The organism is Psychrobacter sp. NG27 (assembly GCF_016106655.1).
Lineage (GTDB): Bacteria > Pseudomonadota > Gammaproteobacteria > Pseudomonadales > Moraxellaceae > Psychrobacter.
The window spans coordinates 83,916-99,576 of record NZ_JADGIN010000006.1 but is presented as its reverse complement, the minus strand read 5'-3'; the positions used below and the strand labels follow the sequence as shown (position 1 = coordinate 99,576).

Below are 15,661 nucleotides of genomic sequence, written 5' to 3'. Positions count from 1 at the left end.
TAGCACTAGCCACTCAATATAAAAACAGGCGCATAATAGCACACAGTCATAAAAAATCAGTATCGAAATCTGAACGATACCGTTATGATGCTTCTCATTTTTACAGTAGTGTTTGCTGCCTTTTTACAATCGGTTTGCTTGATACCTCTTTGCTTATCTTATCGCTCACATAACAGCTCATCTAATAAAAGGAATAGACATGACCGCCAACCTCGCAACAGAAACTTTACTTCATAGGGGCAACGGTCTACAGGTCGTGGTCGGATTAGGACAGTCTGGTCTATCGGTCGCGCGCTACCTCGCCAAACAAGGCTATCAAGTCGCCGTGACAGATGCACAAGTGATGCCTACATTCGCTGACCAACTGCCCGCTGAGATTGAGATTCGCCAATTTGGTGGCATTGATGCAGAGCTGTTGCAGCAAGCAGCACGTATCATTATCAGCCCAGGTATTTCTTTGAATACCGATGCAGTGGCAGCCGCCCGTCAAGCCAATATTCCAGTGGTCAGTGATATTCAATTATTCTGTGAAGCTTGCACTGTACCGATAGTTGCGATTACCGGCTCTAATGCTAAAAGCACAGTCACCACATTGGTTGGACAAATGGCAGTAGATGCAGGAGTCAACGTTGGCGTTGGTGGCAATATTGGTGTGCCCGCACTCACGTTACTAGAAAATACGGATATGGAGCTGGCAGTGCTAGAGTTGTCTAGCTTTCAACTAGAGACGGTCACCAACCTCAACGCAAAAATCGCGACCGTCCTTAATATGTCGCCTGATCACTTAGATCGCCATGGCGATATGCTCGGCTATCATCAAGCCAAACATCGTATCTTTCAAGGTGCCAAGTCAGTGGTCATCAACCGTGAAGATGCGCTCACCCGTCCATTGGTTGCAGACAACTTACCAAGGGTTAGCACAGGTATTCATGCGCCTGATAAAGGTCAATACGGTCTGATCATCGATACTGAAGGCCAGACTTATATTGCTCGCGGTACAGAAAGATTACTGTCGGCAGACAAACTGTTGATTAAAGGTCGTCATAATCTACTCAATGCCCAAGCTGCATTAGCGCTTGGTGAGCTGGCAGGACTGCCTCTCGATAGTATGCTAGAGACGTTGCAGCAGTTCACAGGTCTTGATCATCGCTGCCAGTATGTGGCAAACGTTGATGGGATCGACTATTTCAATGACTCTAAAGGCACCAATATTGGCTCGACCATGGCTGCCATTGAAGGGCTAGGGGCGGTCTATGCACCAAAAGATGGTAAGTTATTGTTGATCTTAGGTGGACAAGGTAAAGCGCAAGTGTTTGGTGAACTAACACCTTTTATTAATCGATACGTGAGCCAATTGCTATTGATTGGTGAAGATGCTCAGCAGATTGAACAGCATTTGCGCGCTGCTAAGCTGAGTGGTGATGTGGCGCTGCATCAATGTCAGACATTGGAAGCGGCGTTTGATACGATTCAGCAAGTGACAGTGAGCAGCCTATCGCAAGTACAAGCGGTGCTCTTGTCACCGGCCTGTGCCAGCTTTGACCAATATAGCGGCTATGCGGCGCGCGGTGAGCACTTCTCTCAGTTAGTGAACCAGCTAGGTACGATTTAGGGCGTGTCATCAATTAGCACATTAATGCATTTAGTGGCCTTAAAATGGCTAAATTTTGCTAAACATCGTCAGTAATTTTGTCAATATGTTCATATTAACGGCAATTTCTTCCTTGTTTAGCTACAATTTTTCTTATTTTAAGCCTCACAATCTAATTGATGACACGCTCTAGTTAGACAATGTAATCAGAAAGTGTAATCAAACAGTGGATTATCAGCCTATGATTTTAACAAGCCAGACTACCCAATAAACTTGCACATAAGCATTATTGGGCAGTAGACAGTATTTTGTGTATAAATGATTGTTTTGATTATATATTGCTGCTACTGTCAGTCATAATGGCTCTCATCCACTATTTGGCACAATTTAATTGATAATTTTTTAAACGGTGGCGTTTCATAGACGCCGTGTTTTTTCGTTTGTTAGTGTATATAAAATTATGGCGCTCCCTTCTTTTTTTCGTTCCTCGCCCAAAGCAAAGCAAGCCTCTGGTTCAGATGGCGTTCTTTCCATGCCGTCAGCGCGCGCAGTTTTATTATCGAGCGTCGGCTGTATGATGGTGCTCAGTTTGCTGATGGTGGCATCTGCTTCTATTCCTTTTGCACTCAGTCGCGGTATGACAGAGTTGTATTTTTTTAATAACCAATTGCTGTATATGACGATCGGCTTGATTGCGGCGATTATTCCTTACTATGGTGTCTCTCTCAAGAGACTATACAAGACAGAGACTCAGTTTGCCTTGTTAGGGGTGACAGGTCTGCTGCTTGTGGCCACACTGTTTAGTACGCCTATCAATGGATCTAAACGCTGGCTCATGCTAGGGAGTTTTAACTTTCAGGTCGCAGAATTGGCAAAGCTGGTCATGATTGTATTTGTGTCTGACTTTGTGGTGCGCCGCTCTTTTGAGGTGCGCAATGGCTTAGATGGCTTTTTACGAATCATGCTAGTGGTGGCGCTCATAACGATATTGTTATTGTCGCAGCCAGACTTTGGTTCTTTTGTCGTTATTCTAGGAACCCTCTTTGCTATCTTTTATATCGCAGGGGCGCCTTACAAGCATTTCTTGGCTTTGGCTGCTGCTGCCATCGGCGGGGCGGTATTGATGGTCACGACGGCAGAGTATCGACTGATACGGGTGATGTCGTTTATGGATCCTTTTGATGATGTACAGGATACCGACTATCAGCTGGCACGCAGTTTGATCGCTTTTGGTCGCGGGCAGTTCACAGGGGTGGGTTACGGTGAGAGTGTCCAAAAACTATCGCATCTGCCTGAAGCGCACACCGATTTTTTATTGGCCATTACCGGAGAAGAGTTGGGGTTTGTGGGTGTCAGTATGGTACTGATATTAGAGGCTCTGATCATTGGTAGTGCGATGCGCATTAGCTACAATGCCCTCAAGCGTCGTCAGATGCGGATGAGCTATACGGCCTTTGGTATTGGTGTGGTATTTATTGCACAAACGATTATTAATGCGGCGATGAATATGGGTGCGATTCCGACCAAGGGTTTGACCATGCCGTTCTTTAGCTATGGTGGCTCATCGATGTTGATTAGCCTCGTGATGGTTGCGCTATTGCTAAAAATATATAAAGAAAGCCCTGAGATAGAAAAAAGCCAGTGCCGTTATTATTAACAGGTTTGATATAAGTCTCAGTATAGATAAATGAGCATTGCCTAGGGTATGTTCTAGCATTGTTTAACCAAAAGCGTCACTAGCATTGGCGCTTTTTGCTATCTGGGTATGGCTCACTATGTTTTAATATCTATGAGTACATGTTCTAATCTGGCAAGTTTAGCTGCTGTTTACCTTGTAGCGGCTCATTACTCCATTGAGCAATGGCTTGTTTGAGCATATTCTCTGGCGTGTCCATATCGACGACTGCTTGCTGTAGTAGCGTCAATGCCTCAGCGATGAGCTGGCTTGGGTCTGATGTGTCAATTGGCTGTGCAAGATTCTGCTTAGAAAGCTTTTGACCGTCCGCATTATTGATGAGTGGCAGATGATACCAGTGATCGATAGCGGATAGGCCCGCGGCTTGCATAATGCTGATTTGTGCCGTTGTCATGGGCAAAATATCCAAACCACGCATAATATGAGTCACGTTTTGCAAACCGTCATCCAGACTGGCTGCCAGTATATAGTTGACCATGCCGTCTTGACGACGCGCCACCATGTCTCCTAACGTCTGCTGAGGATTGTCCCATTGCATCCCTTGAATACCATCATTAAAGCCAATCTGATAATCTGGCAGCTGTATGCGTAGTTTGTGCTGCTGTTTATCATGATTGGCTGCGACACATCGGCGCGGATAACGCTGTCTGTTCGGTAGTATTTGATTAGTGCTCTGTACTGAATTGACATCGTTATGAGTATTTTCTTGAGCTTTTTGTGCCCAATACTGCTCTAAGTCTTTGCGTGAGCACAGACAGCCATAAGTCAGCGGATATAATGAGGATGACAAGTAATCATTATAGATATCAAGACGTTCAGACTGATAAATCGCATCACCGTCCCAGTGCAAACCAAGCATTTCTAAGTCGATCAAAATCTGTTCAGTGAATTGTCTATCACAGCGCTCAGTATCCGTATCTTCGATACGTAGCAGCCACTTACCACCAAGCGATTTGATATGGCAAAAGCTAGCAAGTGCCGTCGTCAAAGAGCCAAGATGTAGCTCACCAGTTGGCGAAGGCGCAAAGCGGCCGACAGGAGGTGGCACTGAGGTTTGAGTTGGCGTATCAGTAGACATAGTTTTCAAAATAGGTGAGTATCGATAGGAATAATAAAGACAGAATAATAAAGATACTTGTCAAAAGATATCGCTTAAATGAGATTGTTTTGTTAGTAGCGATAAACACTGGGTCATAATGTGTTTGAGTTGAATGGCACAACACAGATTAAGAAATTGACCACCTATAATGCAACAAGCGACCCATCAGAGGGTCGCTTGCTTTTTAATATAAATTTTTTCTACCGACCTGAGAGGTACGTAAGAGAGTTCTGAATCAAGCGCCTTGGTTTTGGCGTTCTTTGATTTCAGACAAGGTCTTACAGTCGATGCACTGAGTCGCTGTTGGGCGAGCCTCTAGTCGACGTAAACCAATCTCTACGCCACAAGTTTCACAAAACCCATAGTCATCGTTTTCGATTTCTAACATGGATTTGTCAATTTTGCGAATAAGTTTGCGCTCGCGGTCACGCGTACGCAGTGCCAATGCAAACTCTTCTTCTTGAGTGGCACGGTCATTGATGTCTGGCATGGCGCTTGATTCATCTTGGATGTAGTTTTTGGTACGATCCGCTTCGCCAATCAATTGGCCTTTCCAGTCTAACAAAATAGCTTTGAAGTGCTCTAACTGCGCATCAGACATATATTCTTCGTCTTTGGCCGGCACATAAGGAGTGAACTTAACTTCACTCGGATTCGTGGTCGCGGTGCTCATATGGGTATCCTACTTTTCAAATTAATTCAATAAAACGACGTATCAAAAGACAAGACATTATCACTATTACAAACGCTATGATCTGTCCCTTTATCAAACGTTTTACCACTTGGTAATATAAGTAACACAGCGCATCAAATAATATGATTACCTTGATATGTCAATATCAATACATCAAAGGTTGAGTATATTGTAATGCAAATTTTCATCTAAATGGTACTGTCCAAACGATGCCTAAAACCACTAACTGTGAAAAACTGGCTTAAAATGATAGACCGTTTTAGCCATTATGCGATTGCAGAACATCAGATATTGGGCCGTCCTCACATCATTTCACAAGTTGTATCATTGTTTCTATTAATAATGAAGTTATTTTTTATATTGGCGGTATATTTTCTTCGCTAATTATTTTGTGCCTCAATAAAAAATATTATCTAAAGCTATGATATCTAAAGGATAGATTGCAATATTTGCTATAAATACGGGCATCAAGTATCCAGTCTTTCTACCCAGCTTGCAACCTCTCCATTGTTGGCTAATTGCAACCAACGGTAACCAGGTAGTCCACTTTCGTCGTAAGCGAATTCATTCACATTGGGCTTGAACTGATAACAAGTAGATGGCGTACTATAAACGGTAACACCTTGACGATAACGCACCTGTTCTTGGTGAGTATGGCCGCTGATGATAACTTGCAGATGTTCAAACGGTACCATATTCTGCCAAAAACTTTCGGTATTCTGTGCCATATGGGTGTCAATCCATGCAGAGTCTATCGATATAATATGATGATGTAGCGCAATCAGCGCAGGCTTGGAGCATGCAGTTAGTCTCTGACGCAACCACTCAATATCGATGGATCGTATCTCTCCTTCGACCTTGCCTGTGATAGAGGAGTCTATAAACAGCAGCTGCCAATGCTCAGACTCAATGGCATGGCGGTTCAGCAAACGTCGGTCAGCAGTCCGAGCAACCAACTCTCGCTGAAAAAACGGTAAGTCCATACCGTTTTCATCAGTCACATCATGATTGCCTGCGATACAGGCAAAAGGAATCTGGGTAGACTGCAACACCTCAAAAATGTGATCGTAGATATGAGTATCTACTCTATTGACCAAGTCGCCAGTCACAATAATCAAATCGCAGCGTATGTCTTCATTCAGCGCTTGCCGAAGCACGTTCTCAAAGCTGTGCTGACAAAAAGTCGAAGCGTTACTTTCATGACTGTCAGTGATGACAGGAGTGGACAAATGCAAATCTGTGATCTGTAAAATATTGAGCTGTGCATCTGGGGTACTTATTTGATTCGTAGGATAGCTTTGCATTGGGTCAGTCCCTTATCGAAACACAACAATGAATATTGTTAGTATGATTACGGATAAATGGGCCACTACTTTCAACGATACATTTATAAAGTATGACAGCTATTGGTATTAACTAACACAAATACATACAGTTAGTGAATGCCAATAGGGCTAAAGCACGTTTATAACATAAAGTGAATCAAAGCTCTAGTAATATTGGTGAAATAAAGTTTAATAAAAAGTTAACAAAGAACCGCCTTTATCTAGATGGTTAATGCAAAACTAACGGTTGGCTGACCGAAACGATATGTTTGTGAGCTTTGATAATATCAACGCAACGAAAAATAAAACCGCTAATATTAAGACGATAGAGAGACCTGTTTGAATATCCAACCAAATACTGCCCCACACACCAAGTGTGACACCAAGTTGGGCGATGATTAACGCCACAATGACCATTTGTTTGGGTGAAGTGACCCACAAACGCGCAGTTAGTGCTGGCAATACCAATAATCCACTGATTAAAAGACTACCGACGGCCTGAAGCGCAACGGCACAAAATCCTGCCAATATCCCCATAAAAAACAACCGCTGGCGTGTTGGGTTGATGCCCTGTATACGCGCCAATGCTTCATGAGTTGCCAGTTTGATTTGCGCCGGCCATATATAGCGTAGTAGACCTAGGCCCACCAGTACACTACCGCCCAGTAGAGGCAAATCACTCCAATCAAGCTCTAGTAAATTTCCGAATAAAAACCCCAGTACATTGGCTTGCTGGTCTGTCAGCTGTGTCAACGTTAATAAGCCTAAACACAATAACGACACCGCAACGACTGCCAGCACCGCATCAGCAGGCAAGCGCTCATCATCAATCAGTACCAGCCCTAATACTACTGTGATGCTGACTAACAAAACACCAATACCCATGGGCAACTGCCACCAAGCGGCTAGGGCGACACCAAGGAGCGTACCATGTGCTAAAGCATCAGCAAAAAAGGCCATACGTCGCCACAAGACCAAGCAGCCCAAGGGCGCTGACAATAGCGCTAAAATACTGCCAGCAATCCAAGCAGGAGCAATGATGGCTAACCAAGTGGTCATAATAGATATCCGTGAAAGTTTTATAAAAGCACAAAACGGTATTGCTCAGTGTCAAAACACTGCGATCAACACCGTTGTCATGTATGTGGTGTTATGGGCTATTGTTTAAGCTCGTTTGGGGTATGGTGCTGGCACGAATGTGGCTGATGCACATACGGCTGCTCGTAATAATGACCAAATAACTTTTTAAATTCGGTGCTAATGGCAAGCTCACTGGGTTGTCCTTCACAGCAAATATGCTTGTTGAGACAAATAACGCGGCGGCTGCCTTTCATTACCCAATGTAAATCATGTGATATGACCAGCATGGCACAACGCAAGAAGTCTGGCAGCTTATCAATAAACTGATAAAGCCAAACCTCTGTATCAGGGTCAAGCCCTTGCATGGGTTCATCTAGAATAAGTAAATTAGGTTTGTCCAACAAGGCTCGGGCCAATAAAACTCGCTGCGTCTCACCACCTGATAAATGCAGCATTTGACGTGATAGCAGGTGCGTCAATGATAAATTATCGAATATAAATTGGCGCTGCTCATTGGTTAAACGGTTTTTGTTGGCTTGCCCCAATAAGTCGCTGACTCGTAACGGCAATATTGGTGGTACCGAAAACCGCTGCGGCACATAGCCAAGTTGCAGTGGTTGATGGGCGGTAATATTGCCCTTGGTTGGATCAATCAAACCCAAAATGAGTTTGACCAGCGTCGACTTGCCAGCACCGTTAGGCCCCACAAGGCTCACTGTCTCATTGATAGCAAGTTCAATATTGATGTCTGAGATAATACGTTGCTGGCCAACATAGTAGCTGATATTACTTAAGCTCAGCAGCGGGCGAATATCGCTCGCAGTAGCATTGTCAGCAATAGAAGGCAGTGGCTGATTATGGGATAGGGTAGAGAGGCTCATAAGATGACAACTAATAGATAAAAGGGTAATACGGACGAACCATCAGTAACAGTGAGCATATCTTTATCAGTGCTTAATTTACTCATGGCCGGTATATGTGTGTTACTTGCAAACTTGGCAACGCCCACTCAATTCAATAACACTGCGTGCCACCGTAAAGCCTACGTCTTGCTCAGCAAAATTCATCATCTCTTGTACAGGTAAACTGCTGCACTCTTGCACCCGCTTGCATTGCTCACAGATTAAAAAGGCCGCCGTATGGTGCGCTCTTGGATGGCAGCAAGCAACATACGCATTGATTGAGGTCAGCTGATGAATCAAACCCTCTGCCAATAAAAACTCTAAACTGCGATAGACCGTTGGCGGCGCGACGTTTTTTTGCACTGAGTCACTGGTGTGATTGTCTGCGGTGGTTGAACGCGTTTGCTGCAACAGAGTAATCAAATCATAAGCGCCAATCGGCCTATTGGCTTCTAAAACCAGTTGATATATTTGCTGACGTAGAGACGTGAAGCGTGAGCCATTTAGACGGCATTGCTCTTTGGCCTCGGCCAAACGTTCTATCACATCGTGCGGCGTAAAGTCCTGCGCATCATGTAGATGTTCACAAACTGATGAGTGGCTAGACATGGTGCAGACTCCTAAAAATAAAATGGCTGTTTTATTATATTTTTTATTGTTATAGTATAACATACTAAAACGAAAAGCAGATAAGCCGTCTTAAGCTATCTGGTATCTATTCTGTTTTTATCAAATATTATGCTTTAGCACTATGATGACCACCACGGCCACCACTTATTTTTCCTCACTTATATAGCAAAGATACCAACTATGAACTCAGCTTCTAATCGTTTACTACGTCCAGTTATGAAAATAAAACGTCTACTCATTGCTAGCGCTGCGTTAGGAGTTTTGACGCTAAATGCTCAAGCCGCAACCGTAAGCGTGAGCAATTACCCAATGTTTTTACTCAGTGAGGCTGTCACTGAGGGGACGCCCTCAGCCAATAGAATTCTGCAAGCAGGTGATGTAGGGCACCATGGTAGTATCAGCCCAAGCGATATGAAGGCCATTAAAGACAGTAAATTTGTTGTTTGGTTTGGACCTCTATTAGAAAACAGCCTAGCGGGTAGTTTAGAGACTGCACCCAATGCTATCTCCCTGTTTGATTTTAAGGCCTTTAACCGTTATCCACTTCGTGATGTGAAAGGCGCGCCGATTGCAGGCACACTTGATCCACATATTTGGTTAGATCCTGAAAACGCTAAAGCCATTACCCGTGCGCTGGAGGTCATCCACAGTCACGCCAATCCGGAGTATACAAGCACTTACCAAGCCAATGTCAAAAAGTTTGCAGCACGTATGGATAAGGAGGTTGCTGACATCCAACAGCAAGCGTCACAAAAAAATCGTCCTTATTGGGCCTATCATGATGCTTACCAATACATTGAAAAAGCAATGAATATCACATTGGCAGGCAGTCTGAGTCCAGACCATCATATCTCGCCAAAAGCCAGTCAGCTACGGTGGTTGAATGAGCATCGTCCCTCTACACGAATGTGTATGATCAACCAGAGCGTTGCCTCTAAAGGACTACTTGCCAAGTTGCAACCACTTGAGACGACGGTTCAAGTCGAAGACATGAGTGCCAGTAAAGACTTCGTCGATGGCTGGCGCATGATGGCTCAACAAATATCTCAATGTATCTCATAAATCGCTTATCCAATCACCATCCTTCTAGGATTATTCGTCATCAGATTATTGCTTTGTCTTAAGTGTGTATGAAAGACCAAATGACACAATAATCCTAGTCAGACGCGTTAGGTGACTGATAAAAGGCATATTTTACTTGCTTAATATCCGCAGTCTACTTATAATAAGTGGCGTTTTATTTTGGTTAAAAGGTAATACCTGTAGAGTAAAAAGTCATTTACGGATAAAAGCATCTTAAGTATGTTATATTATCCCAATGCTGCAAGGCTATAGGAATACCGATGACCAAGCCTGCCAAACGCACGCAAAAAGATAAAATCGCCATTTATATAAAGCGTCAAGCATGGATATTATTTATCCTTATTATTATTGCTTGGATCGTTGATACTCTGTGGCTTAACGGTAAGCTTATTACTGCGAAAAGCGTCGCCATTGGTGCGCTACTGAGTTTTGTTACTCAAGCAGTGTTTGCTTTTTTTATCTTTTGGTACACTGGATATCGCGCGCGCCAACATATCGTTAGCCAGCTTTATCGAGGTCAAATGGCAAAATGGCTATTGACCGTGTTTGGTTTCGCACTAATTTTTATTACCGTACAACCCCTATCTGCGCCTGCGCTATTTATCGGTTTTATGGTAATGCAAATTAGTCACAGTTGGATGTTGTGGCATATACGCTAGTGTTAATAAAAATCACTATATGAATGGTTAGATATTTTGTTAATAGCACTGGCAAGTCACCCTGCCGTCCAACTTCTCTATGACTGGTTCGAAAAGTCGAAGTACAATAACTGTCTAAAAACAGTAATAGTGACTATAAAGATAGTGACCGTAAAGATTGCTTAATGAGCTTTGATGCTCAGCATATACTAATGTGGTGATAGGGTAGGGCAGATTTGGCCACCTATATCATAGACAATGAATTTGTCGTCATCTAATGGTATGTGCAGAGTTAGACATGCTGATATTGCAATGTTACTGAGCAGTTAACTTATTCATACAATGGATAAAAAAAACACAATTGACTTTACACGAATACAACGCTGCATTAGTATAGGCAGCTAAATATTTTGCTTATGGTTACCACATTGAGTGCTTGCCATCAAGAAATGGCAAATAAGCAGACACATATATAATAATTTTGCGTATAAAAATGCAAGGGCTATTACTGAATTATCATAAGCCCTTTTTTGATAGCTAAAATTTATCTCAAGCTATCAATTATTGCATATTAGTAATAGAACTATGGGTTGGATGTTGTTGGTTACATGAGTGTTTTGACACCGTTTGATTGCTGACCTAAAAGGGAGGCCATTGAATAGATCAAACCTCATCAGATGACAACCATATTTTTGGTAGTTGATTAAATCGTTGATTAATAAGAAGCTTACATTATGGCATCCGAGCAAACATCATCAGAATATATCTCTCACCACTTAACGAATTGGACGTACGGCTATTTGCCGGGCGAAGGCTGGAAAGTCGCCTATAATGCTGAAGAAGCAGGATTGATGGGCTTTAAAGCCATTCATCTTGACTCTATGCTATGGTCAGTTGGTCTGGGTATCTTATTTTGTACCATCTTTTGGATGGTTGCCAAAAAAGTCACTTCAGGTGTGCCAGGTAAAATGCAGGCAGCGGTTGAGATGATCGTTGAGTTTGTTGATAACAACGTTCGTGATTCTTACAGTGGTACATCAAAGCTGATTGCACCATTGGCGTTAACCATTTTTGTTTGGATTTTCCTGATGAATTTGATGGATTTGATACCCGTCGACTTTATTCCAGGAATTGCTGGCCAAGTTGGCGCTGCCATGGGTCACGATCCGCATCATGTTTTCTTTAAGATTGTTCCAACGACTGATCCCAATATCACGCTTGGCATGTCTTTCTCTGTCTTTGCGCTGATTATCTTTTATAGCATTAAAGAAAAAGGTTTGGGTGGCTTTATTGGTGAACTAACCCTTCATCCATTTGGTGCCAAAAACCCAATCGTACAAGCGATTTTAATCCCCATCAATTTTGTTTTAGAAGCAGTTACTCTAATAGCGAAGCCTGTATCACTTGGCCTACGTCTATTTGGTAACATGTATGCTGGGGAATTGATTTTCATACTGATTGCTCTAATGCCGTTTTGGATTCAATGGGCGTTATCGGTACCGTGGGCTATCTTCCACATCTTAGTTATTACACTTCAAGCGTTCGTATTCATGATGCTGACGATAGTTTATATGTCGCTTGCATCATCAACTGAACATTAATTAGACATTCAATAGGTAAATGAGGATACATCAATGGATCCAGTATTAGGTGGTTACACAGTTATCGCAGTAGCGCTACTTATCGGTCTTGGCGCACTTGGCACAGGTATTGGTTTTGCTATTCTAGGTGGTAAATTCCTAGAAGGCGTAGCACGTCAGCCAGAACTAGGCTCACAGCTACAAACTCGTATGTTCATCGTAGCAGGTCTTCTTGATGCTATTCCGATGATCGGTGTTGGTATTGCTATGCTATTGTTATTCGCTAACCCTCTAGCAGGTTAATCCGAAAGCTCAGTTCTAAATGTTTGGTATTCGGAGATTTTCTATCAAATATAGTCAAAATTTGACTACCAAACATGATCAATGAAACTGATTTTTCATTAACAAAGAGGTGATCACGTGAATATCAATTTTACCCTCGTCGGTCAAGCCATTGCTTTTGCAATATTTGTGATTTTTTGCATGAAATTCGTGTGGCCACCACTTATCGGTGCCATCAATGAGCGTCAGCGTAAAATCGCTGAAGGCTTAAATGCAGCAGAAAAAGCAAAAGCAGATTTGGCGACCGCGGAGCAAAATGTACAGCAGGAACTTGATCTTGCAAAGACCAAGGCTGCCGCTCTAATCGAGCAAGCGAATAAAAGTGCCAATCAGCTCGTCGAAGATGCAAAATCACAAGCCCAAGCGGAAGGTGAGCGCATTCGTCAACAAGCGCAAGCATCTATCGACCAAGAGATCAACCAAGCACGTGAATCATTGCGCGCCCAAGTTGCTGAACTGGCTGTACTTGGTGCAGAGAAGATTTTGCAAGACGAAGTCGATGTGCAAAAACATGCCAGTATGCTAGATCAACTGGCGGCGAAGCTGTAATTGTGAGGATATCATGGCTGACTTATCAACCTTAGCACGACCGTACGCTAAAGCCGCGTTTGACTATGCCAACGAAAACGGCGTAGTGACCGAGTGGGAAAACTTTCTGCTTGTTGCTAGCACTGTTGTCAATGACAAGTCGTTCAGTACTTGGTTAGACAATCCAGCTGTTTCTGCTGAGCATAAGTCAGCTGCTTTGGTCGATCTTTATGATACGCAAGTAGCTAGCGCTAATGATTCTGCTTTTAAGCAGTTATTAGGTGAGGCTCAAGAGGTAAACCTTGACAGCAACACCAGCTATCCAAAAGTATCAGTAGCACTTAGTAACTTCGTTAAACAGTTATCAGAACAAGAGCGTCTGGCGCTGCTTCCTGAAGTTTATGAGCATTATCGCCGTCACAAGGCAATAAGCTTAAAGCAGCTTGACGCATATGTGACTTCTGCTTATCCATTAACGGATGACCAACGTCAAATGATTAAAACACGTCTCGCCGCCTCGCTTAATGCCAGTGTGGTGATTCACGAATCAGTTGATCCAAGTCTATTGGCAGGCGCGACAATCAAAGTCGGTGACAAAGTCATTGATGATTCGATGCGTGGCAAGTTACAACAGTTAAAAACACAGCTAACTGCCTAATGCCATTCATCAACGCAGTCATATAAAGTCTGCGTGATAATAAGAGCATTTAAGTCAGTAGGCGAGTTATCATAAATTAAAGGAAACAAGGCAATGCAACAATTGAATCCAGCGGAAATCAGTAACCTGATTAAGCAGCGTATTCAAGACCTTGATGCGGGTGCAACTGCAAAGAATGAAGGCACGATTGTCAAAGTATCTGACGGTATCGTGCAGATTCATGGTCTTGAAGATGCCATGTACGGCGAAATGATTGAGTTTGAAGGCGAAGTCTACGGAATGGCTCTAAACTTAGAGCGTGATTCTGTTGGCGCGGTAGTACTTGGTGATTACCTAAAGCTGCAAGAAGGTCAAAAAGCCTATTGTACTGGTCGTATCCTTGAAGTACCAGTAGGTCCTGAGCTGCTAGGCCGTGTTGTTGACGCCTTGGGTAACCCTATTGATGGCAAAGGTCCTATCAATGCCAAAATGACTGATAAAGTCGAAAAAATTGCGCCAGGCGTTATTGATCGTCAGTCAGTTGATCAGCCAGTAATGACGGGTTATAAAGCCGTTGATACTATGATTCCAATTGGTCGTGGTCAGCGTGAGCTTATCATTGGTGACCGTCAGACTGGTAAAACAGCGATGGCTATCGATGCGATCATCGCACAGAAAGCCTCTGGCATTAAATGTGTATACGTAGCTATCGGTCAGAAACGCTCGACCATCGCTAACGTTGTACGTAAGCTTGAGCAAACTGGTGCCCTAGAATATACCACGGTTGTGGTTGCATCAGCGTCAGAGCCTGCAGCACTTCAGTACATCGCACCGTACTCAGGTTGTACGATGGGTGAATACTTCCGTGACCGCGGCGAAGATGCATTGATTGTATTTGATGACCTGTCAAAACAAGCCGTTGCTTATCGTCAAATCTCACTATTGCTACGTCGTCCGCCAGGTCGTGAAGCCTATCCTGGTGACGTATTCTATTTACATTCACGTTTACTTGAGCGTGCATCACGCGTAAACGCGGCTTATGTAGAAAAGTTCACTAACGGTGAAGTGGTTGGTAAAACAGGTTCTTTAACTGCATTACCAATTATTGAAACCCAAGCTGGTGACGTCTCTGCATTCGTACCAACTAACGTGATTTCAATCACTGATGGTCAGATCTTCTTAGAATCTAGCCTATTCAACTCAGGTATCCGTCCAGCAGTAAACGCTGGTATCTCGGTATCTCGTGTGGGCGGGGCAGCTCAGACTAAGATCATTAAGAAACTGTCTGGTGGTATTCGTACTGCTCTAGCTCAGTACCGTGAACTGGCAGCATTTGCTCAGTTTGCCTCAGATCTTGATGACGCGACTCGCGAACAGCTTGATCATGGTGAGCGCGTAACTGAATTGATGAAACAGAAGCAGTATCAGCCGATGTCAATCTCTGAGCAAGCCGCTGTTATCTATGCATCAAACGAAGGATTTTTGTCTGACGTTCCTGTCGAAAAAATCGGTTCTTTTGAAGAAGCATACTTGCGCTACATGCATGATGAGCAAAGTGAATTGATGCGTGAGATTGATGACACTGCGAACTATAATGATGATATCGCAGGTCGTTTAAAGTCAGCTCTTGAGACCTTTAAACAAAATCACAGTTATTAATTTAACGGGTTAAGCCGTAGTGGTTATGGCTGCTATTGATAGCCAATAAAGTGGCGTATTGTCTGAACAGATTTTGCCAAGACAAAGCGTCACTATTTTAACCATTACCGGTATTAGATCGCGTCATGCGCAAGATATAAAATGTTATTCTACTAGATTGATGTTTATATTCACTGA

At 43.2% G+C, this 15,661-nt stretch carries 15 protein-coding genes; 9 read left to right on the top strand and 6 right to left on the bottom strand.

Going from position 1 to position 15,661, the window contains the following annotated elements; all coding sequences use genetic code 11:
- The first annotated feature begins 199 nt into the window (after window positions 1-199).
- On the top strand, window positions 200-1,612 hold the full coding sequence (gene murD, locus IP485_RS10520) for a UDP-N-acetylmuramoyl-L-alanine--D-glutamate ligase (protein WP_198327184.1): 1,413 nt from the start codon (window positions 200-202) through the stop codon (window positions 1,610-1,612).
- Between the two features lie 439 nt (window positions 1,613-2,051).
- Window positions 2,052-3,248, top strand: coding sequence for a putative peptidoglycan glycosyltransferase FtsW (locus tag IP485_RS10515; protein WP_197177533.1), 1,197 nt, complete (start codon window positions 2,052-2,054; stop codon window positions 3,246-3,248).
- Window positions 3,249-3,393: 145 nt separating this feature from the next.
- On the opposite strand, the gene gluQRS is transcribed toward IP485_RS10515, so the two are convergent.
- From gluQRS to IP485_RS10485, 6 genes are all read right to left on the bottom strand, one after another.
- Window positions 3,394-4,365 carry a tRNA glutamyl-Q(34) synthetase GluQRS gene (gene gluQRS, locus IP485_RS10510; protein WP_198327183.1) on the bottom strand — a complete coding sequence of 324 codons (972 nt, stop codon included), beginning with the start codon at window positions 4,363-4,365 and terminating at the stop codon, window positions 3,394-3,396.
- 256 nt (window positions 4,366-4,621) lie between these two features.
- Entirely contained in the window at window positions 4,622-5,059 is a 438-nt protein-coding gene (gene dksA / locus IP485_RS10505; protein ID WP_194365026.1) for an RNA polymerase-binding protein DksA, read from the bottom strand.
- 488 nt (window positions 5,060-5,547) lie between these two features.
- Window positions 5,548-6,384 (bottom strand): metallophosphoesterase, encoded by an 837-nt coding sequence (locus IP485_RS10500; RefSeq protein WP_198327182.1) that lies wholly within the window; start codon window positions 6,382-6,384, stop codon window positions 5,548-5,550.
- Window positions 6,385-6,645: 261 nt separating this feature from the next.
- Complete coding sequence (locus IP485_RS10495) at window positions 6,646-7,464, bottom strand: metal ABC transporter permease (RefSeq protein WP_194365024.1); 819 nt, start codon at window positions 7,462-7,464, stop codon at window positions 6,646-6,648.
- A 98-nt stretch (window positions 7,465-7,562) separates the two neighbouring features.
- Window positions 7,563-8,366 (bottom strand): metal ABC transporter ATP-binding protein, encoded by an 804-nt coding sequence (locus IP485_RS10490; RefSeq protein ID WP_198327181.1) that lies wholly within the window; start codon window positions 8,364-8,366, stop codon window positions 7,563-7,565.
- Between the two features lie 102 nt (window positions 8,367-8,468).
- Window positions 8,469-8,996, bottom strand: coding sequence for a Fur family transcriptional regulator (locus IP485_RS10485; protein WP_198327180.1), 528 nt, complete (start codon window positions 8,994-8,996; stop codon window positions 8,469-8,471).
- Between the two features lie 201 nt (window positions 8,997-9,197).
- Here IP485_RS10485 and IP485_RS10480 point away from each other — a divergent pair, with 201 nt between their 5' ends.
- The 7 genes from IP485_RS10480 (at window position 9,198) to atpA (ending at window position 15,484) form a co-directional block, all read left to right on the top strand.
- On the top strand, window positions 9,198-10,079 hold the full coding sequence (locus IP485_RS10480; protein WP_198327179.1) for a metal ABC transporter solute-binding protein, Zn/Mn family: 882 nt from the start codon (window positions 9,198-9,200) through the stop codon (window positions 10,077-10,079).
- A gap of 281 nt (window positions 10,080-10,360) precedes the next feature.
- On the top strand, window positions 10,361-10,759 hold the full coding sequence (locus IP485_RS10475; protein ID WP_198327178.1) for an ATP synthase subunit I: 399 nt from the start codon (window positions 10,361-10,363) through the stop codon (window positions 10,757-10,759).
- Between the two features lie 713 nt (window positions 10,760-11,472).
- On the top strand, window positions 11,473-12,339 hold the full coding sequence (gene atpB, locus IP485_RS10470) for a F0F1 ATP synthase subunit A (protein WP_198327177.1): 867 nt from the start codon (window positions 11,473-11,475) through the stop codon (window positions 12,337-12,339).
- A 33-nt stretch (window positions 12,340-12,372) separates the two neighbouring features.
- Window positions 12,373-12,621 (top strand): F0F1 ATP synthase subunit C, encoded by a 249-nt coding sequence (gene atpE / locus IP485_RS10465; protein ID WP_010197960.1) that lies wholly within the window; start codon window positions 12,373-12,375, stop codon window positions 12,619-12,621.
- A gap of 117 nt (window positions 12,622-12,738) precedes the next feature.
- Complete coding sequence (locus IP485_RS10460) at window positions 12,739-13,209, top strand: F0F1 ATP synthase subunit B (RefSeq protein WP_194365018.1); 471 nt, start codon at window positions 12,739-12,741, stop codon at window positions 13,207-13,209.
- A gap of 13 nt (window positions 13,210-13,222) precedes the next feature.
- Entirely contained in the window at window positions 13,223-13,846 is a 624-nt protein-coding gene (locus IP485_RS10455; RefSeq protein ID WP_198327176.1) for a F0F1 ATP synthase subunit delta, read from the top strand.
- Between the two features lie 93 nt (window positions 13,847-13,939).
- Window positions 13,940-15,484 (top strand): F0F1 ATP synthase subunit alpha, encoded by a 1,545-nt coding sequence (gene atpA / locus IP485_RS10450; RefSeq protein ID WP_194365016.1) that lies wholly within the window; start codon window positions 13,940-13,942, stop codon window positions 15,482-15,484.
- Window positions 15,485-15,661 lie beyond the last annotated feature (177 nt).

Excerpts from the sequence above, each read along its gene's own strand:
- murD (WP_198327184.1), top strand. The coding sequence starts at position 200 with ATGACCGCCAACCTCGCAACAGAAACTTTACTTCATAGGGGCAACGGT.
- IP485_RS10515 (WP_197177533.1), top strand. The coding sequence starts at position 2,052 with ATGGCGCTCCCTTCTTTTTTTCGTTCCTCGCCCAAAGCAAAGCAAGCC.
- gluQRS (WP_198327183.1), bottom strand. The coding sequence starts at position 4,365 with ATGTCTACTGATACGCCAACTCAAACCTCAGTGCCACCTCCTGTCGGC.
- dksA (WP_194365026.1), bottom strand. The coding sequence starts at position 5,059 with ATGAGCACCGCGACCACGAATCCGAGTGAAGTTAAGTTCACTCCTTAT.
- IP485_RS10500 (WP_198327182.1), bottom strand. The coding sequence starts at position 6,384 with ATGCAAAGCTATCCTACGAATCAAATAAGTACCCCAGATGCACAGCTC.
- IP485_RS10495 (WP_194365024.1), bottom strand. The coding sequence starts at position 7,464 with ATGACCACTTGGTTAGCCATCATTGCTCCTGCTTGGATTGCTGGCAGT.
- IP485_RS10490 (WP_198327181.1), bottom strand. The coding sequence starts at position 8,366 with ATGAGCCTCTCTACCCTATCCCATAATCAGCCACTGCCTTCTATTGCT.
- IP485_RS10485 (WP_198327180.1), bottom strand. The coding sequence starts at position 8,996 with ATGTCTAGCCACTCATCAGTTTGTGAACATCTACATGATGCGCAGGAC.
- IP485_RS10480 (WP_198327179.1), top strand. The coding sequence starts at position 9,198 with ATGAACTCAGCTTCTAATCGTTTACTACGTCCAGTTATGAAAATAAAA.
- IP485_RS10475 (WP_198327178.1), top strand. The coding sequence starts at position 10,361 with ATGACCAAGCCTGCCAAACGCACGCAAAAAGATAAAATCGCCATTTAT.
- atpB (WP_198327177.1), top strand. The coding sequence starts at position 11,473 with ATGGCATCCGAGCAAACATCATCAGAATATATCTCTCACCACTTAACG.
- atpE (WP_010197960.1), top strand. The coding sequence starts at position 12,373 with ATGGATCCAGTATTAGGTGGTTACACAGTTATCGCAGTAGCGCTACTT.
- IP485_RS10455 (WP_198327176.1), top strand. The coding sequence starts at position 13,223 with ATGGCTGACTTATCAACCTTAGCACGACCGTACGCTAAAGCCGCGTTT.
- atpA (WP_194365016.1), top strand. The coding sequence starts at position 13,940 with ATGCAACAATTGAATCCAGCGGAAATCAGTAACCTGATTAAGCAGCGT.